This is a genomic window from Pseudomonas sp. GW822-FHT04H02 (genome assembly GCF_058800645.1).
Genome location: NZ_JBXAMM010000001.1, coordinates 757,952 through 781,386, shown reverse-complemented (window position 1 = coordinate 781,386; position 23,435 = coordinate 757,952). Strand labels below are relative to the sequence as shown.

Genomic DNA, 23,435 nt, shown 5'->3' with positions numbered 1-23,435 from the left:
TGGGCGGCATTCCGTCGTAGGGACGCAACGATCTTCAAGGCGACACAGGTTCGGCGGCAGATCGTCAAGCAAGGCCCTGCGGGCCTTTTCGCAGCCTCGCCGTGGCTCGGCAGCGGCTACAGGTAGATACAAACCCACGTGTGGTCAGGCGCGATAGTCGGGGGCGATGCGCTCCAGCAGGCGCAACAACGCTGCCCAGGCCAGTTGCATGGCGTCCGGGTCGTTGAGCTCGCCTTCCTGCAGCGGCCGGCCCGGGTCGTTGAACTGGCGTTCGGTGTGGGCGCAGACCGCGTCCGGCGGTAGCACGATCTCCCCCGCCGCCTGGGCCGCCAGCTGGATCTCGCAGGCCTTCTCCAGGTAGTACATGCGCAAAAACGCCTGGCTCACGGTTTCGCCCACGGTGAGCAGGCCATGGTTGCGCAGCATCAGCACGCTCTTGTCGCCCAGGTCGGCCACCAGCCGTTGCTGCTCGCTCAGGTCCAGGGCCACGCCTTCGTAGTCGTGGTAGGCCACGCGGCCATAGAACTCCATGGAAATCTGGTTCACCGGCAGCAAGCCACATTTGAGCGCCGCCACCGCGCAACCGGCCTTGGTGTGGGTGTGCAGCACGCACTGGGCGTCTTCCCGGGCGCCGTGAATGGCGCTGTGGATCACGAACCCCGCCGGGTTCACCGGGTACGGCGACGGCTCCACGGCTTCGCCATTGAGGTCGATCTTTACCAGGTTGGAGGCGGTGATTTCATCGAACATCAGGCCGTAGGGGTTGATCAGAAAATGATGCTCGGGCCCGGGCAGGCGCACCGAGATATGGGTGAAGATCAGGTCGGTCATGCGAAAGTGCGCGATCAGGCGGTAGCAGGCCGCCAGCTCTTCGCGCAGGCGCTGTTCGGTGGCGCTGCGCTCGGTCAGGGAGTGGGGGCTGGGAGCGATATTGTTCATTGTTGGAGTCCTCCAGGCAGGTGGGCGGGCAAACGGGGCCGGTAAAAAGAGCCCGCAAACAATAGGACCGGACGCCCGCAGGCGTCCAGCCCGTTGCGCTTACTTGCTGGCCCAGGCGTTGAAGCGCTCTTCCAGCTCTTCGCCATGATCAACCCAGAACCCGACGTCCATCGCCAGTGCACCCTTGAGGTTCTGTTCCGAGGTCGGCACCCACTGCGCCAGCGCCGGGTCGAGCTTGGCTGCGGCCAGGGTGTTGGTGGGGCCATAGGGGATCTGCTTGACGTAGTTGACCTGGACCTCGGGAGTGTTGGCGAAGGCGATGAAGCGCTTGGCCTGATCCACGTGTTTCGAGCCCTTGATGATCGCCCAGTAGTCCATGCCGTAGAGGCTGCCGGGCCACACCACCGCCAGCGGCGCGCCGGCCTGGGCGGCCACGGCGATGCGGCCGCTGTAGGTCGAGGTCATCACCACATCACCGGCGGCCAGCCACTGCCCCGGCTGGGCCCCGGCCTCCCACCACTGGATGTAGGGCTTGAGTTCGCTGAGCTTGGCAAAGGCCCGGTCCACCCCCTCGGGCGTGGCCAGGACCTTGTACACGTCCTCGACCTTGACCCCGTCGGCCATCAGGGCGAATTCCAGGTTGTACACCGCGCGCTTGCGCAGGCCGCGCTTGCCGGGGAACTGCTTGACGTCCCAGAAATCCGCCCAGGATGTCGGGGCCTTGGCCAGCTTGTTGCGGTCGTAGGCAATGGCCACGCTCCACACCAGCACCGCCGAGCCACAGGGCTGGGCGGCATCGGGAATCAACTGCTCGGCACGGCCCAGAGTCTTCCAGTCCAGGGGCTCGTACATGCCTTCGTCGCAGCCGCGCATCAGGTCCGGGCCTTCGATCTGCACCACGTCCCAGTCGACGTTGCCGGTGTCGACCATGACCTTGATCCGGGCCATTTCGCCGTTGTATTCGCTCTGGATCAGCTTGCTGCCATCGGCCTTGCTGAAGGGTTGGAACAACGCCACATCCTGGGCTTTTTGTCCGGCTCCGCCGTACGCCACGACCACCATGTCGGGGGCTGCCTGGGCAGTGCCCTGGCCCAGGGTCAGACCCAGGGCGAGGCTCAGGGCCAGGAAAGAACAACCGTGCTTGCGGGTGAGCGCTTTCATTCTGTGAATCCTCTTCGCGGTGCCACACCGGCAGGCGCCGGCACAGCCCTTTTTTATTGTTGTGAGGTTGGCCCCGGGAGCGGGCGCAGATCGAAGCTACTGCAAGCCTTAGTAAAAAAACAAGTTGATTTTTTACTGGCGGTAAATTTTGATAGGCCAACAATAACAACGCCAAGGCTGCGCGCCCTGCCCTTGGCCCGCCTGGAGTCACCGCAATGACCAGCGCCTTCCCGCACCTGTTCGAACCCTTGCAGATCCGTGGCAAACGCCTGAAGAACCGCATCATGTCCAGCGGCCACGACACCTCGATGCCCACCGACAACCTGGTCAACGAACAGCTGATTGCCTACCACCGCGCCCGGGCCGAAGGCGGCGTCGGCCTGATCGTGCTGCAGGTGGCCGGGGTCCACGACAGTGCGCGCTACACCAGCCACGTGCTGATGGCCACCGACGACGCCTGCATCGACGGCTACCGGCGCCTGGCCGAAACCTGCCACGCCCACGGCACGGTGGTGCTGTCGCAGATCTTCCACCCGGGGCGGGAAATCATGGAGTCCGCCGACGGCCTGCTGGCGGTGGCCTATGCGCCTTCGGCGGTGCCCAACGAACGCTTCCGGGTCATGCCACGGGCCCTGGACCAGGACATGATCGACGAGATCATCCAGGGCTACGCCGACGCCGCCCGGCGCCTGCATCAGGCCGGGCTGGACGGCGTAGAACTGGTGGCCAGCCACGGCTACCTGCCGGCGCAGTTCATCAACCCGCGGGTCAACCGCCGCACCGACGGCTACAACGGCGAGCTGGAACAGCGCCTGCGCTTTATCCGGGAAATCCTCGGCGCCATGCGCGCCAGCACCGATGCCGACTTCATCATCGGCCTGCGCATTTCCGCCGATGAGCGCGACCCCGAAGGCCTCACCGAAGACGAATCCCTGGCCGCCGTGCAATTGCTGCAAGGGCAACTGGACTACGTGCACATAGTCGCCGGCACCTCCGCCTCCCTCGGCGGCGCCGTGCACATAGTCCCGCCCATGGCGGTGGAAGCGGCCTATCTCGCCCGGGAAGCCGGCACCTTCAAGGCCAAACTGTCGATCCCGCTGTTCGTCACCGGGCGCATCAACCAGCCCCAGGAAGCCGAGGCGATCATCGCCAAAGGCCAGGCCGACGTGTGCGGCATGACCCGTGCGCTGATCTGCGACCCGCAGATGCCCAACAAGAGCGACAGCGGCCATGCCGAAGACGTGCGCGCCTGCATCGCCTGCAACCAGGCGTGCATCGGCCACTTCCACAAGGGCCTGCCGATCTCCTGCATCCAGCACCCGGAAACCGGCCGCGAACTGCTCTACGGCCAGCCCAAGCCCAGCGCCCGCGGCAAACGCATCCTGGTGGTGGGCGGCGGCCCGGCCGGGATGAAAGCCGCCGCCGTCGCCGCGCAACGCGGCCACCGCGTCACCCTCTACGAAGCCAGCGCGCAACTGGGCGGCCAGATCCAACTGGCGCAACTGCTGCCCCGGCGCAGCGAATTCGGCGGCGCCAGCACCAACCTGCAACGGGAAATGCAACTGGCCGGGGTGGAAGTGGTGCGCAACACCCGGGTCGACCGCGCCCTGATCGAGCGCGAAAACCCCGACCACGTGATCATCGCCACCGGCGCCCAACCCTACTGGCCGAACTTCGAACGCGGCGGCGACCTGCAAGTGGTGGACGCCTGGCAAGTACTGCGGGACGAAGTGCAACTGGGCCGCAGCGTGGTGGTGGCCGACTGGCGCTGCGACTGGATCGGCCCCGGCATCGCCGAGCGCCTGGTGCGCGCCGGGCACCAAGTGCAACTGGCGGTCAACGGCACCCACTGCGGCGAAAGCCTGCCGCTGTACGTGCGCGACCAGATGGCCGGCGAACTGCACAAACTGGCGATCCCGATCATCCCCTACGCCCGCCTCTACGGCTGCGACGACAGCACCGTGTACCTGCAACACACCGCCAGCGGCGAACCCATGCTGCTGGAAAACGTCGACAGCCTCGTCCTGTGCCAAGGCCACCAATCGGTGGACGACCTCGGCCAACAACTCAAAGGCCTGGTGCCCTTCCAACGCATCGGCGACTGCCTGGCACCGCGCACCGTCGAAGAAGCCATCCATGAAGGCTTGAAAGTCGCCTGGGCGCTTTGAGGCTGCTTTATACTCCAGAGCTTTTGCAGGACGGGCGCCCGGATGCGCCCGTCTTCCAGGCCTGGAGCCCGCCATGAACCCAAGCAGCAAGACGCCGCCCGTGAGCACCCCGCCCGAGCCCGGCAGCGACAACCAGGCCCCTGGCGGCCCACAGTTTCTTGGCACCCGCATCCGCGGCCTGCGCAAACGCCGCGGCCTGACCCTGAGCGAACTGGCCCAGCAGAGCGAACTCACCGCCGGCTACATCAGCCAACTGGAACGCAACCTCGCCTACCCCTCCATCCCCGCCCTGTTCAACATCGCCCGCAGCCTGGGCGTGACCATCCAATGGTTCTTCGCCAGCGAAACCCAGACCGCACCCGAAGACCAAGGCTATGTGGTACGCAAAAAACAGCGGCTGCAGGTGAATTATGAGAACGGGATTATCGATCAGCTGCTGACCCCGCAGCCGACACGGCAGTTGGAGTTTTTGCACTCACGGTTTCCGCCGGGGACCTACAGCAAGGAGAGTTACAGCCATGAGGGAGAAGAAGCCGGGTATGTGCTGTCGGGGAGTTTTGAGCTGTGGGTGGGGGAACGGTATTTTCAGCTGAGTGAGGGGGATAGCTTTAGCTTTTCCAGCCAGGAACCGCATAAGTATGGAAATCCTGGGGAGGAGGATGCGGTGGTGTTGTGGGTGATAACGCCGCCGACGTTTTGAGGGGGTGTTGAGCGGGGTTAACCGAAAGGCTGCTACCGGCCATTAGCGGACGCTCGCAATAGACAGCCCACGGTCAATAGCATCCAATCACGAAGGGTTGCATTTGGCTACAAATGGCATTTAATTGGTCGGACGATTACCTTTAACCCACTATGCTGCTATTTTCATTGAGTTTCGCAGATGGCTAAAATCAACATCATCGAGAATCAGGGTTATACAATCTAACATTGCACAAAACACAGGACTATGCGAATTGGATAATAACGTCGGATTCATCTCATCCATCAAGGTCGTTTCGGACTTTGAAGAGCTTGTACGACGCTTCGCTCAGAAAATATATGGAGCAGATGCGTTCCTTGTTGGCGGGCCTTACGACGGAGGAAGAGATCTTTCCTATTCAATTCGCGGAAGACAAGTAAGTGAAGCAATTCAGATATCAATTCAAGAAAAAAATTTAGAAGCGAAATTAATTGAAGATTTAGAAAAGACTACAAATTTAGTAGATAATCATAATTATCCAGCAATTTTGCATTTTTTCTGGTCGCACTCGATCAGTGCTAGCAAGGAAGATTCATTTAGAACGCTTGCTCGCACAAAATATGGAATTTCACTTGAGTTCTATGATGCCAACAAAATAGCTCAGAAAATCACAAATGATTATCCAGATATTTTGAAGTTCTTACTTGAGACAATACACAATTACACGCCATCTACTCTTTCAGATATTGATATAAAACAAAGAGCGTTTTATGACTACCTTGTTTTGAGTAAAGATACCGCAAACCTTAAGCATGTGATTGTAGATTCGCACGTCGTATCAAATCTTTATGAAAAGCAGTTGCTTGAGGCTGATCTAATTTCTTTGCTTGGAGAACTTGGCATTAAGCCTGGACAGGCTAAAGCTAGGTTCTCAGTATTAAAAAAAGCTGATCGTATAACCATTCACGATGGCTTAGTTAAACTTTCAGAAAAGGAGACTCTACGAATAAAAAATGTAGAGACAAACGATGCGGTACGCCGCAAGGAAGTGATAGAAGCGATCGCGAGCGTTGCAGGTGAGTTTACCAAGGAAAATATTTCAGAGAGAATTTTTGAATTAATAAAGGCTGCATATGCAGCATCGGTTGATATTCAGGTTTCCGAGGAAAATTTTGAGCCTCCAAAAGTTCAAATGTTGCGAAATGCGATTAGTGACATTGAATCTTTGCTCAAAGATAGCGCCAATCTTGATGATGCAACTGCGAAAAAAGCTTCTCATGCACTGGTAGAAATTTCAGCGAAGAATGAATACCTATCAAGTTACTGCTCGTCAAGGCTATGCATTAGTCTTCTTAATCAAAAAAAACTTGAGCGGTACGTAGAAAATAAAAGTTTTTTTATATATTTGGATGCTCCTGTTCTTATCAGATATATGGCAGTGTTGCGATTTAATGAATTAGATAACGTGGATAATGGATTCAAAACAATTAAAAATCTGCGCGACAGCATTAGATCTCTCAGAAGCAAATCCGTGCGCAGTACTTTAGAGCACTTTGAAGAAACTGTTCGTCACTTGGAGTACGCTGAAAAAATTAGCAGATTTGCTAACGATGAGTTGATTGCGCAGTTCGGCGATTCGAAAAATGTATTCTTCAACGTTTACCTTCAAAGGAAAAAGAATTCGAACGCAAACTACAATTTCCAAAAATTCTTAGACGAGTTTATTGGCTTCGAGGATACTCCCTCAGCTACATACTCTAATTTTAGCTCACTCCTCAGTTGCTCCAGAAGTTTTATTGAACTTAACGGAATCGAGATTAAACAGCTCGACTCATACTCATCTGATAGCTTTTATGATGACATGGTACGCCAATTTTATAAAAAAATCGGCGTGAGACGAAAATTTCAAACAATTAAGAATGATGTCATTGCGTTTGAAATTCTTGGCGATACAAAAAATCACTGTGACAAAGATGGAATTGGCCAGACTCCGATACTAGTAACATGGGATAGCACCCTGCAGAATTTCCGAACCACGTATCGAGGAAAAAGACCCCATGACGAGTGGTTGGTCTACATGCCTCAGCGCGCAATTGAAAGACTTTCTATGCTGGACCTTAAAATCAACAGTTCTGATCTAAAAGACGGAGTTCTCGCACTAATTGATGATGATTTTTTCAAAGACTCTAGAAACAGCCTCATTGATACGCTCGGCGTCTTCCTTGGAGATGACACAGCCGAAAGCGGAGCAGTGATTAGCCTGCTTACAAAACTTACGCGACGCGTGACGGAAGAGGCACATGACCCTAAGCACGTAGAGCAAGATAGTTACAATACATTGAACGAAGTACTAATCTATACTCAGAAGGAATTTCATTCTGAGTTTGCCAATGTCAGAAAGCTGTTTCAGGATGAACGCTTTATGAGTGAAATATTCGAACTGCTCAGAACCACTATAACTTCACAGTTTGAGGAGAAGGAAAAGGAAATTTATACTAGCACCCTCAAAAACTTACTTTCTACGAGCGAGTCTTGATGGAGTATATTTGATTGGAGGGTTGTAGCCTCGCTATCCTCCTTTCAACACAAAACGCATGCTCAGAGAGAAAGCTATCTATATATCTATCTTTTTTGGGCTGCGATGAAATGTGTGTTCACTATGTTACTCTGAATTGCGACTCGATTTTTTAGTGAGAGTGCACAACATTCGGAAAGCGGTCCCTCACGAAGGTAAGCCAACGGTTGATACCAGCCCCTGCGGCTAGCGTCCGAAAGCAAATTGATGACTCGTTCATATCTATCTTTGATCTAGCACCTGAACATGCTCTCGCTTGATGAATTCAGGCTTGGCATTAGCGCGGAATTCGTACATCGGACCATCGTAATCAAAAACGTTCAGTACCAATCGATAAAACAATGTAAGAGTATTAGAAATGCGTTTTCGTGTCTTGAGTTCACTTGCCTCGTTGTTTTCCTTGAATATAGGATGCGCAGCGGAATTACGGAGATCGCCCCACGATTTTTTTTCGATCTGCAAGACTAAGCCTTTTTCCACCAGAATGGTAAGGGCCTTTGCTGGATGTATATTTCCCCAACGCTCAACACTTGAAATCAACGTATTCTTGTGATCACGAGTGATTGCTAGCTTTTCTAGCTCTTTAATCAATGTGACCTTGGCTTCCTCTAACTCAGGATCGATGCTAGTGAGTTTTAATTCAGGAATGAATACATCATTCAGTAGCCCCTCAACCGCCACACCGAGCGACAAAATTGATATGTTGTTTTCAGATTGAAACGAGTGCCAGACTCGTTGCCATTGACTATAAGTGCTGTTAAAGCGCAACGGACTTTTCCGCTTTGTTCTCAATATCGATACTAAAATTCCATAATGACAAGCAGGAAATTCTTCGCCGAAAGCTAAATCAGTGACGGGAGCAGGGATCGATTTGCCCCTGAGCCCGTTTCGTATAGTTTTAAAATAAAAAAATATTTCACTGCCAATGTGTTTTATTAAGCAATAAGGCTGTGGCAGTCGTCCTGACGACAATCCAAAATAGAAAAGCAACGACTGATAAAGCTCATCTGAATCGAAAGTTCCTCTAGCTCGAACCTCCACCCTGTCGTTTCTTTTTGTTATATTAATCCTAGTATCTTCAACTTGTATTTCAGACTCATTCCATAAATGTGATTCCTCGCCATAACTGCTGGACTCAGTATTCATTTTATTGGTTGGAATGTTCGGACTCTCTAAAAGCTCAAAGAACATATAGTTTTCCGAGTCGATCTGGAATTTATTATCCTCAACAATATATATCTCATGAAAGAATATATGAAGTCTGTACGGCGGCTTTCTATTAAATACACTAATGCGAAGCGAAAATTCTTCGGCATATATTTTGTCGCCATTAAGCGACTCTGCCTCTAGATATAGCTTCTGGCTTTTGTCAAAAGGATCATCCGGAAAGGACTCATGAAACCCCGTCATGGAGACAAATTTAATTTCTGCTTCTAAGCAAATAAACTCAAGATAAATCGTGCCCACGTTATTTGTTTTTAGTACACCATAACCTTTGAGTGAAAGCCCCTCTTGGCACTTTTGTGTAATTGTAACGGAAACGCAATGTAACTCTAGCTTTCCGTCACGCATCGAATCGATCAATTTTTCAGCAGTCATTACGAAAGCCCTACCTTTAGCATTCAGTCGCTTGAACGAAATTTCAACTATTCCTCGTAATCTGCAAGTTCAAATTCAAATAGGGCTCCTGAAGTTTTTTAAAATAATACTGCGTAAATTTCGTGCTTTGAACCTACCCAAATCAATGGGCGCTCAATGACAGTAAATGGCCGGAAGGTGCCGCTTTCATACGTCCGCTTCTGGCCGGAAGCAGTCGCTCGTGAGGGTCCGCTAATGGCCGAATGCAGCCTCTCAAGCAATAGAGACACCGCTTATCAAGCAGCGATATGCGGTGTCTCTATCTACCTCATGCGATGTTGCCCTAACTCAGAGCCCCTCCCTCAGCCGCTCTTCCACCCAACCCCAACCCCACATCATCAATCACCGCCTTCCCCATCTCCGCCAAAAAATACGCCGCCCAGGCATACCGCTCCCCCTGCTCTTCCATAGCAGCATCCAGCGCTAACTTCTTGGCGTAGTACAACAACGTCGAAGCCTGCTCCAACGCCTGCTGCAAAGGCACATCCGCATTGACGCGAAACAACGTTAGTTCAGGATCGGCACATTGGCCAAAGGTTACAAAACCTTGGGTTTTGATGGAGTTTGAATGGCTCATCGTGCACCTCCCGCCAGGGTCTGACAGCAGAGGCTTTTGAGCGGGGGAAGGTGAAAGGAACAGCAGCAAACTTCACACAGATTACCGGCAGACATGATTGAAACTCCCTGATCAACAATGTGCCTGCATCTGATCGGGTTCTCAGGCCCGGTCGCTGATTTTGCAGCGACCGCAGCAGACTAGGCGGTCTGCTCAGGGTCCGGCAACCGCTAAACCGTAGCCGGTTATGTCGCTCGGATTAGCGAGCCGTTATGCTCTCCCCCACCCCGGATAAGGACATCTGCCCCCTCATGATCGACCGCGAACAACTCCATCAAAACGGTTACCAGTTGCTGCGTCAGGCGGTGCCCGCCGACTGGCTGGATGAGCTGCGGGCCACGTTCGAGGCGGGGGTGATCGGGCCCGAGCAATGGCCGGTGCCTCGGGGCCACGATTGGCGGCATGCGCTGGTGGATCTGGATGCACAGGTGCAGGCGGTGTGTCGCTTGCCGGCGCTGTTGGCGGTGGCCGGGGAGTTGATCGGGGAAGGCTTTTTTCTGGCTCAGGTGGAGGGCCGCGAGCCGTTGGCGGGGGGCGGTCATCAGGTGTTGCACCGTGATCTGTCGGATCAGCGCCTCGGTGACCGGGTCACGGCGCTGGTCTATCTCGATGACTATGGGCCGGCCAATGGCGCGACGCGCATCGTGCCCGGCAGTCATCGCCCCGGGGAGCAGTTGGCGCCCTTTGACTTCAGTGATGAATCCCGGGTGGTGCAGTTGGCGGGCAATGCGGGGGACGTGCTGCTGTTCGATGCCGATCTGGTGCATGGGGCCAGTCTGAACCCCAGAGGTGCGCGCCGCCGCAGCTTGCTGGTCAGCTATTGCGCCCTGGGGCTGTATGAGTCCCATCTGCAGACGCTGGGCCTGCGTGCTATCCGCATGGACACCAGCGAGCGTTTCGAGCCGGCGGATTTTGCCTGAGTGGGCTCGGGCGCCAGGGGGGCGTCAGCCGCAGCGTGGCGCTCATTCAGTCGGCAAGGCGGCCGGCCAAACGTTGCAGTGCCTGGGCCAGTTCCACGGCCTGTTCTGCCGTCAGTTCCACAGGGTCGTTGTGCGGGCTGATGGCCTTGAGATGAATGGCACTGCCCTGCTCTATCCATAGGCGCACGTCGCCGTCGCTGCTCTCGAAATAATCCGTTGTGCGGTCAATCGGCATGCTCATTCACCTTGAACGTGGGCGCTGGCCAGTTCCAGCAGGCGGGTGAAGTCGGCGATGGCGAAATACAGGTCATCGCGGGTGTCGCCGTCCCAGTCTTCGACGGCTTCCCTGTCTGCCTTGAGTGAGGCGATGCGGGTTTTGATCTCGGCGATTTCCGCCGCGCCGCACTGGGTGGCGATGGCCTCCCAGCGTTCCTGGGGAATGTTTTGCTGGACCGACAGCCCGGCTTGGGCTTGGGCGATCAGTGCGGTGAGTTGGCTCATAGGGGTATTCATCCTTAAAATGCAGCCTTTGAATCGGGGCGCAGCTTGTGCGTCAGGCGCTTTGAGGCGGGTCACTTTATCGCGTTCAAGCCCAAACAACGACCTCAAGAATGGAGCCAAGCCCATGTCCGCCATACCACTGGAGAACTCGTTGCCGGCGTCTCCCCCCAGGGTGCCCACAAGGTCACATGTCGCTAAGCGTCCCGTGAACACAGCATGCTGTTCTCAACGACAAGGGCAAGGATGTCCGAGCAACGACCATGACAATGCTTGGCGCTCATAGCCGGGCAGTGCTGACCGGCTATGAGCGGATAGAGAACCTCAACGGCTCGCTTTCAGCGTTTCAAGCATCGCCTCGGCGGCCAGGCTGTGGACTTTGCGGGTCGGGTGCCATTCATCCCAGTAGTAATGGCTATCCGGATCCGCACACACGGGTTTGACGTCCGGGTAGGTGGCTTGGCACGGGGTATCCAGATCCTTCAGGCCCGCCACCTCGGGTGCCGCGCGAAGCGTGTTGCTGAAGGCCAGATGGTCGAAGTAGCCAATGCTCACGTGATGGGCGTTAGCCAGTGTTGTCAGCACGGCGGGCAGTTTTTGTTCGAGTATCTGCTGGTAGTGCGTTGCGTTCTTGACTTGATTGCCCTGCACCACAGCCGGCACATGGCTCAAATCCGTGGTCCCCACCACCATCAGGTGCTTCGCCCCTGCGGCGATCAGCGTCTCGGTGCTCTTCTGTATGTTCGCCACGCTGTTCTGGCCAAGCACGTCAATCGTTTCCGGGTGCGCGAAGTCGGCCCATTCAAAAAAGTCGTTGGCTGAGATGAAAATGAAATACAGCGCATCCGGATCCGCCTTGTGTGTTTTAGCGGCCTTCAGGTGATCGGCGATTTGGCCGAAAACCCCAGTGTCGCGAGAGGGCTGCATCCAGGCGTAGTAGTTGCCGTTGCCGCTTTTGGCGCCGCCAATGGCGTAGTCGGTCAAGGGGATTTTCAAGGCCTGCGCCAAGTGCTCGACCGCGGTGGGACCATTGCTCCAGCGTCCCTGCCAATACAACGAACCGGGCAGCTCCTGTGCATCTTTGACCTTCTGCGCGGCCATGGTTTTGGTGAAGGTTTCACCCGCGCCATTGTCAGAGTAGCTGTCACCGAAAGCATAGAGATGATCGTAGCCCGGGCCGCCAAAGGCGGTTGCGGCAGTCATGGTCAATAGAGCGGCCAAGCAAGCGCGTCGAATCATTGAAAGTCTCCCGGGTGGTGCTCTTAGACTACCGGTGGCGACGTTTTGCCTCGCCACGCTTGCGACCTGTATTTAGCCGAGGGCGCAAAGAGTGTGCTGTTCGCGACAGGTCGGTGGCGGGTGAGTCCTGCGGGTGCGCCTTTTTTTTATCCCGCCTGTTGCCTTGGGTGCTTGGCAGCGCCGCACGGGTCGGCTTCAATAACCGCCCCTTTTCATGTTCAGGAGCTAGAAGGATGCAGCTTTATTACCGTTGGGCGGCCGCATGGGTCATGGCGTGGGTACTGGGAATCGGGCTGGCCCAGGCCGAGGAACGGCCACAGGTGGCGGACAAGATCCTGGCCTACACCGGGCCGCACGGGGTGAAGGTCTGGACCTTGCGCATCGGTGAGCGCAGCGCCAATCAGGCGCTGGTGCAGGTGGAAGACGCCGACCACGACTGGAACATGCGCATTCAGAAAATGAACGTGGAGCAAACCGATCGCGACACCCGTTACTTCACTCAGGTGGACGGGCAGAAGTTCGTGGTGCTGCTGCTTCAGGAAGGCTATGGCGAGTTGCATCTGCCGGGTGAGGCCAAGCCGCTGAAGGTGGGTTATGACAGCAACCTGTCCAGCTATGGCGATGCCCAGGCGTTTCTTAATGAATACCTCAAGGCCCAGTAAGCGCTTGGCGGGCGCTATATGGCCCGCCTTGATTGCCGCCAGTCGTGCTCGAAACGCCTCGATCGCGCCGGCAAAAACGCCTCCCTAGGGAGGCGTTATCGTTTTACCCGGTCTGAAGTGGCCTTGAAGCAGATCAAGCGACTCGGGGCCATCACCTGCCGCGGCCTATCAGTCAGCGACCCTGCGCTGCATTAGGTCCGTTTGAAAAACAACATTGCATCAACGAACCGCTGAGCCTTCTGCTGCGTGTCGACCTGCGAACTGTTCAGCACTCCACCTGCCTGGTTCCTGGTCTGCACGACCCAACGACCACGCTTTGAGTAGAGCGTGACGCTACCAATCGAGTTGAAGTAGATACGGGTTTGCACCGCTTTGGAGGAAGTCTTGGAGCTGCCGGCTGCTATGGCTCCTACACCGATAGGCGTTGCACTTGCAAAGCCACTGGTAGCAGAAATAGTCCCACTTCCGTAGCCAATGTATTCATCCGTGAAGAACACTTGTTCGGGCCTGGTTTTCAGCGGTTGTTCCATCAGTACCTGTTCAATGATCGATTCCGCCTGACCCTGTGTAATAGGCAATGCCTTGTATTCAACAACCTTTGCTACGCAACCTGTAAGTAACAGTAGCGCTGCGATGACAATAGCTTTCATCCCTGACTCCCTGAATTGATGCAGGGCATTTTGCCATAGTGGACCCAGCACCGCGCGAGTTCGCAGAGCCTTTTGCCTGACACTGATTCTGCTGCTGGGGGGAACAAGAGGGGTCGAGGAATTCGCCAGCACTTGCCACAGACAGCCGTAGCCCTCGACCTGAATACTCAAGTCGAGGGCCGCCAGTTGCTGGACGTTAATCCCCTGCCCTCAACGCAAATCGAACCGATCCAGGTTCATCACCTTGTCCCAGGCCGCGACAAAGTCGCGCACGAACTGCTCACCCGCATCCGCCGCTGCATACACCTCGGCCAGGGCCCGCAGTTGCGAGTTGGAGCCCAGCAGCAGGTCGACCCGGGTACCGCTCCATTTGTATTGCCCGCTGGCGCGGTCGCTGCCCTCGTACAGGTCGCGGGCCTCGGACTGGGGTTTCCATTGGGTGCCCATGTCCAGCAGGTTGACGAAGAAGTCGTTGCTCAGGGTGCCCGGGCGCGAGGTGAACACGCCGTGGGGCGATTGCCCGACGTTGGCCCCCAGCACTCGCAGGCCGCCCAGGAGCACGGTCAGTTGCGGGGCGGTCAGGGTCAGCAGTTGCGCTCTGTCCACCAGCAGGGCTTCGGCGGTGACGCCGCTGACCGGCTTGAGGTAGTTGCGGAAGCCATCGGCCACGGGTTCAAGGACGGCGAAGGAGTCGACGTCGGTCTGTTCCTGGCTGGCGTCCATGCGCCCCGGGGCGAAGGGCACGCTGATGCTGTAGCCGGCATTTTTCGCCGCCAGTTCCACCGCCGCGCAACCGCCGAGGACGATCAGGTCCGCCAGGGATACGCGCTTGCCAGTGCTTTGCGCGCTGTTGAAGGCGCTCTGCACCCCTTCCAGCGCGCGCAGCACCTGGGCCAGTTGTGCCGGTTGGTTAACCTCCCAGTCCTTTTGCGGGGCCAGGCGAATCCGTGCGCCGTTGGCGCCGCCGCGCTTGTCCGAGCCGCGGAAGGTCGAGGCCGATGCCCAGGCGGTGGACACCAGTTGCGCCACGGACAGGCCGGAATTGAGGATCTGTCCCTTGAGCTGCTGGATGTCCTGGGCGTCAATCAGCGGGTGGTTCACGGCGGGAATCGGGTCTTGCCAGATCAGTTCCTCGGCCGGCACTTCCGGGCCCAGGTAGCGGGCGCGCGGGCCCATGTCGCGGTGGGTGAGTTTGAACCAGGCCCGGGAGAAGGCTTCGGCCAGTTGCTCGGGGTGCTCATGGAAGCGCCGGGAGATGGCCTCGTAGGCCGGGTCGAAGCGCAGCGACAGGTCGGTGGTGAGCATCGACGGCGTGCGGCGTTTGTTCGGGTCGTGGGGGTCGGGCACGCTGTCGGCCCCGGCGCCGGCTTTGGGCCGCCATTGGTGGGCGCCGGCGGGGCTGGTGGTCAGCTCCCATTCAAAGCCGAACAGGTGGTCGAAGAAGTCGTTGCTCCAGCGGGTCGGGGTGGTGGTCCAGATCACTTCCAGGCCGCTGGTGATGGCGTCGCCACCGACGCCCGTGCCAAAGCTGCTTTTCCAGCCCAGGCCCTGCTCTTCCAAACCGGCGGCTTCCGGTTCCGGGCCGACATGGGTTGCGGGGCCGGCGCCATGGGTCTTGCCGAAGGTGTGGCCGCCGGCGATCAGGGCCACGGTTTCTTCGTCGTCCATGGCCATGCGGGCGAAGGTTTCGCGGATGTCCCGGGCCGCCGCCAGCGGGTCGGGGTTGCCGTTGGGGCCTTCCGGGTTGACGTAGATCAGGCCCATCTGCACCGCCCCCAGGGGGTTCTCCAGCTCGCGGTCGCCGCTGTAGCGCTGGTCGTCGAGCCAGGTGGTTTCGCTGCCCCAGTAGACGTTGTCTTCCGGCTCCCAGACGTCCTGGCGGCCACCGGCAAAGCCGAAGGTTTTAAAACCCATGGATTCCAGGGCGACGTTGCCGGTGAGGATGATCAGGTCGGCCCAGGAAATCTTGCGCCCGTACTTCTGCTTGATCGGCCAGATCAGCCGCCGCGCCTTGTCCAGGCTGACGTTGTCCGGCCAGCTGTTGAGCGGGGCGAAGCGCTGCTGCCCGCCCCCGGCACCACCCCGGCCATCGGCGATGCGGTAGGTGCCGGCGCTGTGCCAGGCCATGCGGATGAACAGCGGACCGTAATGGCCAAAATCCGCCGGCCACCAGGGTTGGGAATCGGTCATCAACGCCTGCAGGTCGCGCTTCACCGCGGCCAGGTCCAGGCTGTTGAATTCGGCGGCGTAGTCGAAGCCCTCGGCCATGGGATCTGACAGGCGCGAGTGCTGGTGGAGGATCTTCAGGTTCAGTTGGCCGGGCCACCAGTCACGGTTGCTGGTGCCTTCGCCGGCGGTGTGTTTGAACGGACACTTGGATTCGTTGGACATGGGACTCTCCTTCGGTCATCCCTACCCGGCTGCTCGATATGGGCCCGAGGCTGGACGTGCGTATGAAAAGCGTAGTGAACGGCAAGCGAAGGTAAAAATAGACCCGCTTGATGACCCTGGCAGAAAAAAACCATGACGCCTGCAAGGTTTCTGCGCGGGGCGCCCTGCCCCCTGGGAACCTGCCCCGGATCTGGCGAGCGGAGCCCAGGCTTGTTTAGCGCAGCCGATGCTGAACCGCGGCCTGAGCCTGGGCGTCCAGGCGGCGCTGGGTGTCGGCATCGATCTGCTGGCGCAGGGCCTGGAACAGCGGGCTGGCATCGGTGTAGCGGCGGCCGTAGCCGAGGTTGAAGCGATAGTCGAAACCCGCCGGGTTCTGGCCCTGGGTGTGTTGCAGCAGGGTTTCCAGCTTGTCCAGGGCCTTGACCGCGCGCGCCTCGTTGCTGGCGGCGCCTTCGTATTCGTCCCACAGCTCCAGCAGGTGCTCGCGGGCCGGGGCGTCCAGGGCTCGGGCCAGCAGTTGCAGGTCCGCGCGCTCCTGCTGGCTCTTGTCCGGGTGGGCGGCCTGGGCCACCGCCGGGATGTCGCCGTGAATGGCCTCCCCCAGGTCGTGGACGATGCACAGTTTCAGCACCCGCAGCAGGTCCAGGTCCCCCAGTTGGTCTTCGAACAGCAGCGCCATCAGGCATAGGCGCCAGCTGTGCTCGGCCGTGCTTTCCTGGCGGCCGCTGGAGGTGTGGGCGCTGCGCAGCACGTCCTTGAGTTTTTCCGCTTCACGGAGAAAGTCGAGGCGGCCACTGAGAAGTTCACTGTTCATGGAAAGACCTGCGCGGGTGGGCAAAACACAGCCGGCACTGAAAGGCGGCGAGCGATGGCTAACCAGACTAGCCAAGGGGTGCTGCCGGGGCCACGGATAAAATATCCGTGGCGCCGTTTCAGAGGGTTTCCACCAGCCGCACGGCGTTGCCGTCAGAGAGGTTGAGGCGGGTCCAGCGGCACTGGCTGGGGGCGATGGGCACGATGGCCGAATCGTTGTGGCCGCTGAAGAATTCCAGGGACGGCGGCGCCAGCACTTCGCGCCAGCCCAGGTCATCCAGGGCGGCTTCCTTGCGCACGATTTCCTCGGTGCAGAAGCCCCACAGGGAGTGCCCCAGCAGCTCACTCAAGGGCACGCCGAACTGCCCGGCGCGGGTGGCGGAACAGGCCAGCAGGCGGTGGGTCAGGTCGCACACCAGGTGCACGGCGCGCGGGCTGTCGTTCACCAGCCGCGCCAGGGCCTGATCGGCGGCGGCGCTGAGGTTGGCCGCCAGCAGTTGTTCCAGGCGCGCGCGTTCCGCCGGTTCCATGGCTTGCCGACCGTTTTCCCAGCGGGAAATGCTCGACTGCGCCACACCGAACAACTCGGCGGCGTGCTGCTGCTTGACCCGGTGCAACAGGCGCCAGCGCCTGAGGGCCAGGCCCAGATGGGGGGAGGTGAACGGGGCTGCGGGCATGGAATAAGTGATAGGGGTAAAGGGGCCGACAGTTTCGCAGCCCCGGCGCTTGACGGGCAACTGGCGCTGACCCACGCCATTCACCCGGCCTGCCACAAGTTGCTGGACAGCGCGGCCAAAGCCACGAAAAATCAGCGCCTTTGCCCTGCCCTCCATGGGCCGGGCGCCTGTGCCAAGGAGTTCGGCCCAATGCTCAATGTCCTGTTTGTCTGCAGCCAGAACAAGCTGCGCAGCCCCACCGCCGAGCAGGTGTTTGCCGACTGGCCGGGGATCGAAACCGCTTCGGCGGGGCTCAACCACGATGCCGAAGTGCCCCTGGGCCCGGAGCTGGTGCAATGGGCCGGGCTGATTGTGGTGATGGAAACCCGCCACCGGGAAAAACTGCGCAAGCGCTTCAAGGCGCAGTTGAACAACCAGCAGATTGTGTGCCTGAACATTCCCGATGATTACGAGTTCATGGACCCGGAGCTGATCCAGTTGCTGCGGCAGAAGGTGCCGCAGTTTCTTCCCGATGGCGGCGAGGCTCGCTGATATGCCCCTGATATTCAGGGCCCCACCTGAGCTGCGGGTGGAGCTGGACATCCTTGGCTACCAGTTCCCCGGCAGCCACGATCACCTGGACGCCAACTGGCTGATGGTGCAGGGCCGCATCGAGCATCCCCAGGGCGACTGGCGTTTCAAGGATGCCTGCCTGAGGACTCATGAGCTCGATCAATTGGCCCAGTGGCTACAAGCCCTGGATCAGCCCGAAGGCCCTCCCCGGCCCTGCTGGTTCACCGAGCCCTGCCTGGCGTTTCACTACCTGGGCGGCCCCGAGCCGCAGATCCAGATCCACTTTTGCCTTGAAGCCGCACCGCCCTGGCTGAACCCGGAGCAACGGCTGGACGGCTGCCAAGTGACGCTGCCCCTGGCCTGCAATTCCGTGCCTCGGCTGCTGGCAGGGGTGGATGCCCTGCGCCGGGATTTCCCCCATCGCTGAACCACAGCCGCCCGTCTGTAGCCGCTGCCGCAGGCTGCGATAGGCACCGAAGGGGCCTAGGCGCCAGGGGGATCGCCAGCGAGCCTGCGGCTCGTGCGCAGCCTTCGGCAGCGGCTACAAGAAGCGGGGCACGCGCGGGGTTGGACTCTTTGTGGCCGCGAAGGAGCCTCGGTGGTGGTTAGACGGAGCCGAGGGCGGCGATCAACGCAGGGGAGGCGTTGTACAGCGGCGTGCTGCCCTGCAACAGAATCTGCGCGCTACGCCGGTAGGCGGCGCCATCGATCAGCAGCTCTCCACCGGCCAGCCGGGCGTTGATCAGGGTCTCCAGCACCCCGGCGGGGTTTTCAATCGCCAGCGGGTATTCGCCCGGCTCCTCGCCTAGCACCGGCGCCCGCGCCAACAAGGCGTGGGCCACGGTGCCTTCGGCCAGGCAGGCCGCCGCCAGGCAGCAACCGCCGGACACCGCCAGGGACGGGTGGGCGTTCTGCGGGGTGAAGTAGCGGGTGGCAATATCGCCGCCTTCTCGCGCCGGGCTGACGATGCAGATCTTCGGGATGGTTTCGCTGCGCCGCAGCTCGTCGGCGCTCATCAGGCTGCCGTCGCGCTTGCGCAAGCCCATGCGCAACCCGCCCAGCACCATCAGTTCCAGCAGGCGCGCCTTGAATTGCGGGTCGGCGTCCAGCTGGGCCGGGGTTTCCTCGCCGGTCTTGCCCAGGTCCGCCGCGCGCAGGATGACCATGGGCACCGCCACGTCGATGCAGGTGGCGGCGATGCCGTCCAGCAGGTCCACCCGTTTGCCGGTGGGGAACAGCGCGCCGGTCTTGGCCCCCACCGGCTTGTCGAGAAACAGGTCGACCCCGGGAAACACCCCGTTGACCCCGGGAATCCGCGTGTCGCTCAGCAGCCGGCCATTGGCGAAGCCCAGGCGCGCATACATCGTGGTCTGGGTGTTGCTGTTGTAGATCTCGATCTGCCCACCGCCCTCCCCGGGCTCCAGCCAGCCGCGCTGCAGGGCATACAGCGGCAACGCCGCGGACATGTTGCCGCAGTTGACGCTCCAGTCGATGGCGCTCTTGCCCGCCGCCAGTTGCGCCAGTGTGCTGACCATGCGCGTCTCGCCGGGGCGGCGCTCAACGATGAATACCTTGTTGCTGGTGGGCCCGCCGCGCCCCAGGCCGGTGATCTGGGTATTGCCCGGCCACTCGCCATGCAGCGGCACGCCCATCAGGTGGCGCAGCAGTTCTTCCACCAGCGCTTCGTCCCGGGGCAGCGCTTCGCGGGCCAGGATCAGCCCGGTGGAGGTGCCGCCACGGGCGTGGCACACGGGGAATTCAGGGATGGCAGCAGGCTTGGGCAGATCAGGCATGGCGGGCGCCTCCAGGGTGGGCGAATGGAGCAGCCCCTTGTCGCACGGGCAACGGGCGGCAGCGCAGCATGATAAACCGTCGCGGCCGATCCCGGGGCTTGCCGCTTGGCGATCCGGGGTCGCCCGATTGCGCATCGTGCCCGGGGCCGATCACGACCTGGGCCTGAGCCATGCCGCCCAGGCGGCGCTATGGGCCGATCAGCACCTGGGCCTTGGCACGGGTGCTACAGGCTTGTAGTCCGAAGCGGCCGGGACGCCCTCGCGGCGCTTTTTTGACCGGCCCATTTGACTAACAGTCTTGAGCTTCTAGATTCCACTGGCGACCTCATGGAAGTGCATTTCGCCCGGTGCCCGACAGCTGTTGCGCCGCGCCCGGATGCTCGGTGGCCGCACGCTGCACAGCCGATGACACCCGGGCCTGGATCGCCAGGCCCATAGCGCGACAACAGGGAGCCGGACATGAACGAAAACATCGTGGATATCCTTGTCACCATTGACGTGGACACCATTCTGGAAAGCAACGGCAAGACCTTCGACGGCGGCAACACGCTGACCTTGAGCCAGCACAGCGCCACCCCCACTCAGCTCTACAACTACTACAGCAACGGCCAGCGCCTGTCCGACCAGGTGGTCTACATGGTGGCCCGCCGCGACAACACCGACGGGCCGGACGGCGGCTCCGAACTGGCGGTCAACCTGCGTCAGGGGGACATTGTCCGCTGGCGCGCCACCAGCCTGTCCAAGGGCATGTACAACGCGGTGCTGCTGTACCAGTACACCCAGACCAACCCGGTACCGAGTGCCGGCAATCCGCCCTATCTGACCGACGTCACCCCAATCGTCCTGGACAGCACGCCGCTGCCCATCATCGACAAGGACAACCCGGCCGGGCAGCCCATCGCGCAAAGCGTGCAGAACTACTACTGGCAGGCCAACGCCACCCGGGTCGGCTCGCGCATTACCTACACCTGGGCCTTCATGATCCTGGACAGCAACAACAAGGTGATCGCCTACTGCTCCTGGGACCCGTACTTCTCCATCCACTGATGGCCATGGCCTCTCCCCGTTGCGGGGAGAGGCTTGCTCCAGGCTTCAGGCGCGCCGGGCCAGCAACAGCACCGAGGCCGCCGCCGACAGCAACGCCGCGCAGCAGCGATTGAACAGGCGCTTGCCCGCAGGCTCGCTGAACCAGCGGCGCATGTGCAGGCCCATCAGCGCATAAGCGCTGATGGCGATCCACTCCAGCAGCAGGAACAACAGCCCCAGCACCAGGAACTGCGAACCCACTGGCGCCCCGGGCTCGACGAACTGCGGCAGAAACGCGGTGAAGATCAGGATCGCCTTGGGATTGCCGCAGGCCACCAGAAATTCCTGCCGGCTGAGGGCCAGCAGCCCGGACACCCGGCTGCGCTCCGCACTCTGCACCTGGGGGTCCGCGGTCCACAGCTGATAGGCCAGGTACAGCAGGTAGCCCGCGCCGAGAATCTTGATCCCGTAGAACAACAGCTCCGAGGCTTGCAGCACCACCGCCAGGCCGGCGGCGGCCAGGGCGATCATCAGGGCGAACGCTGCCAGGCGGCCGATGCCCGCCAGGCACGAGGTGCGAAAACCGTAGGTGCTGGCATTGCGCACCGACAGCAGGTTGTTCGGCCCGGGGGCCATGTTCAGGGCGAAACAGGCCGGGAGAAATAGCGCCAGGGTGGCGAGGTTCATAGGCACTCCAGAATCGGCAAGGCGTCGTTGTTGACCGGCAAGGAACATAAAACGCCTGGGCCCCGGGACACAAGCCAGCCCCGGCGATTACGCCCCGGCCAGGCGCAAGGCATAGGCACGGATGTCCTGCGGCCAGTCCTCGATGCACTGTTGCAGGCGCGCCAGGTCCGCGGCGAACAGCGCCCGGGTGGCTTCCTCATAACCGGGAAGATCGCCGCCCATGGCCAGCATGAACTGGTAGGCCGCCTCTTGCGCGGCCCGCTGGCGCTGCGGTTCGGCGCCATGTCGCCGGGCTTCGTCCACCAGCCGGCGCAGCACCGCCGAGGCGCCACCGGGCTGCTCGGCCAGCCAGTCCCACTGGCGCGGCAACAGGGTCACTTCCCGGGCGATGACCCCCAGCTTGGGTCGCCCCCGCCCCCGGGGCGCAGCCTCTTCGCCCTCGACCGGCGCAGCAGCAGGCTGGCGCGGGCGATAGCGCCCGTTGCCCGGCGCCGGCGTGGCGGCCAGGCGCTGGCGCACTTCGTCCGGGGTGCCCCGCAGGTCGAGGTCGATGACCCGGCCGCTGGCATCGTCGAACACCAGCAACGGCTGCGGCGCCGCCTCTTCGCTGGCACGCTTGACCGCCAGCGCGACCTCCAGCAACGGGCCGGCTGCCAGCACCTGCTGGGCCTGAAACGCAGTGACGGGTTGGGCAAGTGAGTCGGACATGGTTATGGCCTCAAGGAAACGAGGCTGCATATTACCCGGGTATTAATAAGACAAGCAATAATACCCGGGTAATATTTAAACGGCGGTCGGCCCTCGCGACTGCCGCTGTGGGGCCGGCTCGCTGTCGGCGGGCATCTCGATGCCCCAATCGCCGTCCAGGTACCAGTCCTCCCCGAGCATTTCCGCCGGGTGCATGGTGCGATCGGAACCATTGCCGCAAGCCAGGGCATTGGCCGCGCAGTAGCGGTCGCAGCCCCAGCAGATCCGCTCGGGGTGTTTGGGGCGCAGGGGAAAGGGCTTGGCCATGACGGCTCCCGGAACCTGGATGAAGGAGCCTGCACCTTAGAACCTGCGGGACCTTCGAGCCTTGATCCCGATCACAATGGCAGGGTGCGGTCCTGGATCACCTGCTTCATCACCAGGGTCGAGGTCAGGCGCTGGACGTTGGGCAAGGTCGACAGGCGTTCGTCATACAACCGCTGGAACGCCGGCAGGTCGCGGGTGATCACCTGCAGCAGGTAATCGGGTTCGCCAAACAGCCGCTGCGCCTCGACGATCTGGACAATGCCCTGCAAGGCAGTTTCGAAGGCCGCCACGGCCTGATGATCGCCCTCGCGCAGGGTGACGAACACCATGGCCGAGAAATTCAGCCCCAGGGCGCTGGGCGCCAGTTGTGCGCGATAGCCCAGGATCACCCCGGACTGCTCCAGCGCCCGTACCCGGCGATGGCAAGGGGACAGGCTGAGACCGACCCGCTCGGCCAGGTCGGTGACCGAAAGGCGGCCGTCGGCTTGCAGCTCGGCAAGAATCTTCTGATCAATCCGATCCATTTGAATAACTCTCCCCATTCGAAGGTTTGCAGTTGGAATATTAGAGAAAAAATCCCCCTCGATCTTCACTATTCTTTCTTCACACCTTGAAGCCCCTGTTCACCGCAGCTGTGCGGCGGTCGAGCCCCTGATGACCGTGAGAAAGCCCCATGCCCTACCCCCTTGCCAAGCCGCACCCTGCGCTGCCTAGCGCGACCGCCTGCCCCGCCCACG

23 protein-coding genes and 1 pseudogene are annotated in these 23,435 nt (G+C 60.0%); 8 read left to right on the top strand and 16 right to left on the bottom strand.

Annotation, left to right across the window (positions count from 1 at the left end):
- Nucleotides 1-144: 144 nt before the first annotated feature.
- A complete protein-coding gene (locus AC1RMG_RS03810) occupies nt 145-939 on the bottom strand; it encodes a class II aldolase/adducin family protein (RefSeq protein WP_182999863.1) in 795 nt (264 codons plus the stop codon).
- Nucleotides 940-1,038: 99 nt separating this feature from the next.
- Entirely contained in the window at nt 1,039-2,100 is a 1,062-nt protein-coding gene (locus tag AC1RMG_RS03805) for an ABC transporter substrate-binding protein (RefSeq protein ID WP_493168383.1), read from the bottom strand.
- A gap of 215 nt (nt 2,101-2,315) precedes the next feature.
- Between AC1RMG_RS03805 and AC1RMG_RS03800 the strand changes: the two genes are divergently transcribed.
- The 3 genes and pseudogenes from AC1RMG_RS03800 to AC1RMG_RS03790 all read left to right on the top strand — a co-directional run bounded on the left by AC1RMG_RS03800 (nt 2,316) and on the right by AC1RMG_RS03790 (nt 7,483).
- Complete coding sequence (locus AC1RMG_RS03800; RefSeq protein WP_493168381.1) at nt 2,316-4,268, top strand: oxidoreductase; 1,953 nt, start codon at nt 2,316-2,318, stop codon at nt 4,266-4,268.
- A gap of 140 nt (nt 4,269-4,408) precedes the next feature.
- Nucleotides 4,409-4,968 (top strand): annotated as a pseudogene (locus AC1RMG_RS03795) (cupin domain-containing protein).
- 253 nt (nt 4,969-5,221) lie between these two features.
- On the top strand, nt 5,222-7,483 hold the full coding sequence (locus AC1RMG_RS03790) for a hypothetical protein (protein ID WP_493168379.1): 2,262 nt from the start codon (nt 5,222-5,224) through the stop codon (nt 7,481-7,483).
- A 261-nt stretch (nt 7,484-7,744) separates the two neighbouring features.
- On the opposite strand, the gene AC1RMG_RS03785 is transcribed toward AC1RMG_RS03790, so the two are convergent.
- Both AC1RMG_RS03785 and AC1RMG_RS03780 read right to left on the bottom strand, forming a co-directional pair.
- Nucleotides 7,745-9,121: a hypothetical protein gene (locus AC1RMG_RS03785; protein ID WP_493168377.1), complete on the bottom strand. Its 1,377-nt coding sequence runs from the start codon at nt 9,119-9,121 to the stop codon at nt 7,745-7,747.
- 322 nt (nt 9,122-9,443) lie between these two features.
- Nucleotides 9,444-9,737 (bottom strand): DUF3077 domain-containing protein, encoded by a 294-nt coding sequence (locus tag AC1RMG_RS03780; RefSeq protein WP_493168376.1) that lies wholly within the window; start codon nt 9,735-9,737, stop codon nt 9,444-9,446.
- Nucleotides 9,738-10,027: 290 nt separating this feature from the next.
- Here AC1RMG_RS03780 and AC1RMG_RS03775 point away from each other — a divergent pair, with 290 nt between their 5' ends.
- Nucleotides 10,028-10,696, top strand: a complete 669-nt coding sequence (locus AC1RMG_RS03775; protein ID WP_493168374.1) for a phytanoyl-CoA dioxygenase family protein — start codon at nt 10,028-10,030, stop codon at nt 10,694-10,696.
- 46 nt (nt 10,697-10,742) lie between these two features.
- Here AC1RMG_RS03775 and AC1RMG_RS03770 read toward each other — a convergent pair whose 3' ends face one another.
- From AC1RMG_RS03770 to AC1RMG_RS03760, 3 genes are all read right to left on the bottom strand, one after another.
- Complete coding sequence (locus AC1RMG_RS03770; protein WP_493168372.1) at nt 10,743-10,931, bottom strand: DUF6360 family protein; 189 nt, start codon at nt 10,929-10,931, stop codon at nt 10,743-10,745.
- A 2-nt stretch (nt 10,932-10,933) separates the two neighbouring features.
- Nucleotides 10,934-11,197, bottom strand: a complete 264-nt coding sequence (locus AC1RMG_RS03765; RefSeq protein ID WP_210456776.1) for a hypothetical protein — start codon at nt 11,195-11,197, stop codon at nt 10,934-10,936.
- Between the two features lie 321 nt (nt 11,198-11,518).
- Nucleotides 11,519-12,433: an SGNH/GDSL hydrolase family protein gene (locus tag AC1RMG_RS03760; protein ID WP_401156524.1), complete on the bottom strand. Its 915-nt coding sequence runs from the start codon at nt 12,431-12,433 to the stop codon at nt 11,519-11,521.
- Nucleotides 12,434-12,666: 233 nt separating this feature from the next.
- Here AC1RMG_RS03760 and AC1RMG_RS03755 point away from each other — a divergent pair, with 233 nt between their 5' ends.
- Complete coding sequence (locus tag AC1RMG_RS03755; RefSeq protein ID WP_315869309.1) at nt 12,667-13,095, top strand: hypothetical protein; 429 nt, start codon at nt 12,667-12,669, stop codon at nt 13,093-13,095.
- Nucleotides 13,096-13,286: 191 nt separating this feature from the next.
- Here AC1RMG_RS03755 and AC1RMG_RS03750 read toward each other — a convergent pair whose 3' ends face one another.
- The 4 genes from AC1RMG_RS03750 to AC1RMG_RS03735 form a co-directional block, all read right to left on the bottom strand.
- Nucleotides 13,287-13,745, bottom strand: coding sequence for a hypothetical protein (locus tag AC1RMG_RS03750; RefSeq protein ID WP_401020226.1), 459 nt, complete (start codon nt 13,743-13,745; stop codon nt 13,287-13,289).
- A 210-nt stretch (nt 13,746-13,955) separates the two neighbouring features.
- On the bottom strand, nt 13,956-16,136 hold the full coding sequence (katG, locus tag AC1RMG_RS03745) for a catalase/peroxidase HPI (RefSeq protein WP_493168369.1): 2,181 nt from the start codon (nt 16,134-16,136) through the stop codon (nt 13,956-13,958).
- A 214-nt stretch (nt 16,137-16,350) separates the two neighbouring features.
- A complete protein-coding gene (locus AC1RMG_RS03740; protein WP_123473266.1) occupies nt 16,351-16,950 on the bottom strand; it encodes an HD domain-containing protein in 600 nt (199 codons plus the stop codon).
- A 118-nt stretch (nt 16,951-17,068) separates the two neighbouring features.
- Nucleotides 17,069-17,626: a helix-turn-helix domain-containing protein gene (locus AC1RMG_RS03735; protein ID WP_493168366.1), complete on the bottom strand. Its 558-nt coding sequence runs from the start codon at nt 17,624-17,626 to the stop codon at nt 17,069-17,071.
- Between the two features lie 189 nt (nt 17,627-17,815).
- Here AC1RMG_RS03735 and AC1RMG_RS03730 point away from each other — a divergent pair, with 189 nt between their 5' ends.
- Together AC1RMG_RS03730 and AC1RMG_RS03725 are read left to right on the top strand one after the other, a co-directional pair.
- Complete coding sequence (locus tag AC1RMG_RS03730; RefSeq protein WP_220224263.1) at nt 17,816-18,157, top strand: low molecular weight protein tyrosine phosphatase family protein; 342 nt, start codon at nt 17,816-17,818, stop codon at nt 18,155-18,157.
- A 1-nt stretch (nt 18,158) separates the two neighbouring features.
- Nucleotides 18,159-18,605: a WapI family immunity protein gene (locus AC1RMG_RS03725; RefSeq protein ID WP_401027561.1), complete on the top strand. Its 447-nt coding sequence runs from the start codon at nt 18,159-18,161 to the stop codon at nt 18,603-18,605.
- A 178-nt stretch (nt 18,606-18,783) separates the two neighbouring features.
- Here AC1RMG_RS03725 and AC1RMG_RS03720 read toward each other — a convergent pair whose 3' ends face one another.
- A complete protein-coding gene (locus AC1RMG_RS03720) occupies nt 18,784-19,971 on the bottom strand; it encodes a PrpF domain-containing protein (protein WP_077933989.1) in 1,188 nt (395 codons plus the stop codon).
- 459 nt (nt 19,972-20,430) lie between these two features.
- Between AC1RMG_RS03720 and AC1RMG_RS03715 the strand changes: the two genes are divergently transcribed.
- Complete coding sequence (locus tag AC1RMG_RS03715) at nt 20,431-21,018, top strand: AidA/PixA family protein (protein ID WP_011060980.1); 588 nt, start codon at nt 20,431-20,433, stop codon at nt 21,016-21,018.
- A 45-nt stretch (nt 21,019-21,063) separates the two neighbouring features.
- On the opposite strand, the gene AC1RMG_RS03710 is transcribed toward AC1RMG_RS03715, so the two are convergent.
- The 4 genes from AC1RMG_RS03710 to AC1RMG_RS03695 all read right to left on the bottom strand — a co-directional run bounded on the left by AC1RMG_RS03710 (nt 21,064) and on the right by AC1RMG_RS03695 (nt 23,222).
- Nucleotides 21,064-21,684 carry a LysE family translocator gene (locus tag AC1RMG_RS03710; protein ID WP_493168363.1) on the bottom strand — a complete coding sequence of 207 codons (621 nt, stop codon included), beginning with the start codon at nt 21,682-21,684 and terminating at the stop codon, nt 21,064-21,066.
- An 87-nt stretch (nt 21,685-21,771) separates the two neighbouring features.
- The gene (locus AC1RMG_RS03705) at nt 21,772-22,422 is read right to left on the bottom strand and encodes a DUF2239 family protein (RefSeq protein WP_103291076.1); all 651 of its coding nucleotides are present in this window, start codon (nt 22,420-22,422) and stop codon (nt 21,772-21,774) included.
- A gap of 45 nt (nt 22,423-22,467) precedes the next feature.
- Nucleotides 22,468-22,698 (bottom strand): DUF3079 domain-containing protein, encoded by a 231-nt coding sequence (locus tag AC1RMG_RS03700; protein WP_072442137.1) that lies wholly within the window; start codon nt 22,696-22,698, stop codon nt 22,468-22,470.
- 71 nt (nt 22,699-22,769) lie between these two features.
- Nucleotides 22,770-23,222: an Lrp/AsnC family transcriptional regulator gene (locus AC1RMG_RS03695; protein ID WP_011060976.1), complete on the bottom strand. Its 453-nt coding sequence runs from the start codon at nt 23,220-23,222 to the stop codon at nt 22,770-22,772.
- Nucleotides 23,223-23,435 lie beyond the last annotated feature (213 nt).

What these genes read in the sequence shown, in the direction of transcription:
- AC1RMG_RS03810 (WP_182999863.1), bottom strand. Translation starts at nt 939, where the DNA reads ATGAACAATATCGCTCCCAGCCCCCACTCCCTGACCGAGCGCAGCGCC.
- AC1RMG_RS03805 (WP_493168383.1), bottom strand. Translation starts at nt 2,100, where the DNA reads ATGAAAGCGCTCACCCGCAAGCACGGTTGTTCTTTCCTGGCCCTGAGC.
- AC1RMG_RS03800 (WP_493168381.1), top strand. Translation starts at nt 2,316, where the DNA reads ATGACCAGCGCCTTCCCGCACCTGTTCGAACCCTTGCAGATCCGTGGC.
- AC1RMG_RS03785 (WP_493168377.1), bottom strand. Translation starts at nt 9,121, where the DNA reads ATGACTGCTGAAAAATTGATCGATTCGATGCGTGACGGAAAGCTAGAG.
- AC1RMG_RS03780 (WP_493168376.1), bottom strand. Translation starts at nt 9,737, where the DNA reads ATGAGCCATTCAAACTCCATCAAAACCCAAGGTTTTGTAACCTTTGGC.
- AC1RMG_RS03775 (WP_493168374.1), top strand. Translation starts at nt 10,028, where the DNA reads ATGATCGACCGCGAACAACTCCATCAAAACGGTTACCAGTTGCTGCGT.
- AC1RMG_RS03770 (WP_493168372.1), bottom strand. Translation starts at nt 10,931, where the DNA reads ATGCCGATTGACCGCACAACGGATTATTTCGAGAGCAGCGACGGCGAC.
- AC1RMG_RS03765 (WP_210456776.1), bottom strand. Translation starts at nt 11,197, where the DNA reads ATGAGCCAACTCACCGCACTGATCGCCCAAGCCCAAGCCGGGCTGTCG.
- AC1RMG_RS03760 (WP_401156524.1), bottom strand. Translation starts at nt 12,433, where the DNA reads ATGATTCGACGCGCTTGCTTGGCCGCTCTATTGACCATGACTGCCGCA.
- AC1RMG_RS03755 (WP_315869309.1), top strand. Translation starts at nt 12,667, where the DNA reads ATGCAGCTTTATTACCGTTGGGCGGCCGCATGGGTCATGGCGTGGGTA.
- AC1RMG_RS03750 (WP_401020226.1), bottom strand. Translation starts at nt 13,745, where the DNA reads ATGAAAGCTATTGTCATCGCAGCGCTACTGTTACTTACAGGTTGCGTA.
- katG (WP_493168369.1), bottom strand. Translation starts at nt 16,136, where the DNA reads ATGTCCAACGAATCCAAGTGTCCGTTCAAACACACCGCCGGCGAAGGC.
- AC1RMG_RS03740 (WP_123473266.1), bottom strand. Translation starts at nt 16,950, where the DNA reads ATGAACAGTGAACTTCTCAGTGGCCGCCTCGACTTTCTCCGTGAAGCG.
- AC1RMG_RS03735 (WP_493168366.1), bottom strand. Translation starts at nt 17,626, where the DNA reads ATGCCCGCAGCCCCGTTCACCTCCCCCCATCTGGGCCTGGCCCTCAGG.
- AC1RMG_RS03730 (WP_220224263.1), top strand. Translation starts at nt 17,816, where the DNA reads ATGCTCAATGTCCTGTTTGTCTGCAGCCAGAACAAGCTGCGCAGCCCC.
- AC1RMG_RS03725 (WP_401027561.1), top strand. Translation starts at nt 18,159, where the DNA reads ATGCCCCTGATATTCAGGGCCCCACCTGAGCTGCGGGTGGAGCTGGAC.
- AC1RMG_RS03720 (WP_077933989.1), bottom strand. Translation starts at nt 19,971, where the DNA reads ATGCCTGATCTGCCCAAGCCTGCTGCCATCCCTGAATTCCCCGTGTGC.
- AC1RMG_RS03715 (WP_011060980.1), top strand. Translation starts at nt 20,431, where the DNA reads ATGAACGAAAACATCGTGGATATCCTTGTCACCATTGACGTGGACACC.
- AC1RMG_RS03710 (WP_493168363.1), bottom strand. Translation starts at nt 21,684, where the DNA reads ATGAACCTCGCCACCCTGGCGCTATTTCTCCCGGCCTGTTTCGCCCTG.
- AC1RMG_RS03705 (WP_103291076.1), bottom strand. Translation starts at nt 22,422, where the DNA reads ATGCAGCCTCGTTTCCTTGAGGCCATAACCATGTCCGACTCACTTGCC.
- AC1RMG_RS03700 (WP_072442137.1), bottom strand. Translation starts at nt 22,698, where the DNA reads ATGGCCAAGCCCTTTCCCCTGCGCCCCAAACACCCCGAGCGGATCTGC.
- AC1RMG_RS03695 (WP_011060976.1), bottom strand. Translation starts at nt 23,222, where the DNA reads ATGGATCGGATTGATCAGAAGATTCTTGCCGAGCTGCAAGCCGACGGC.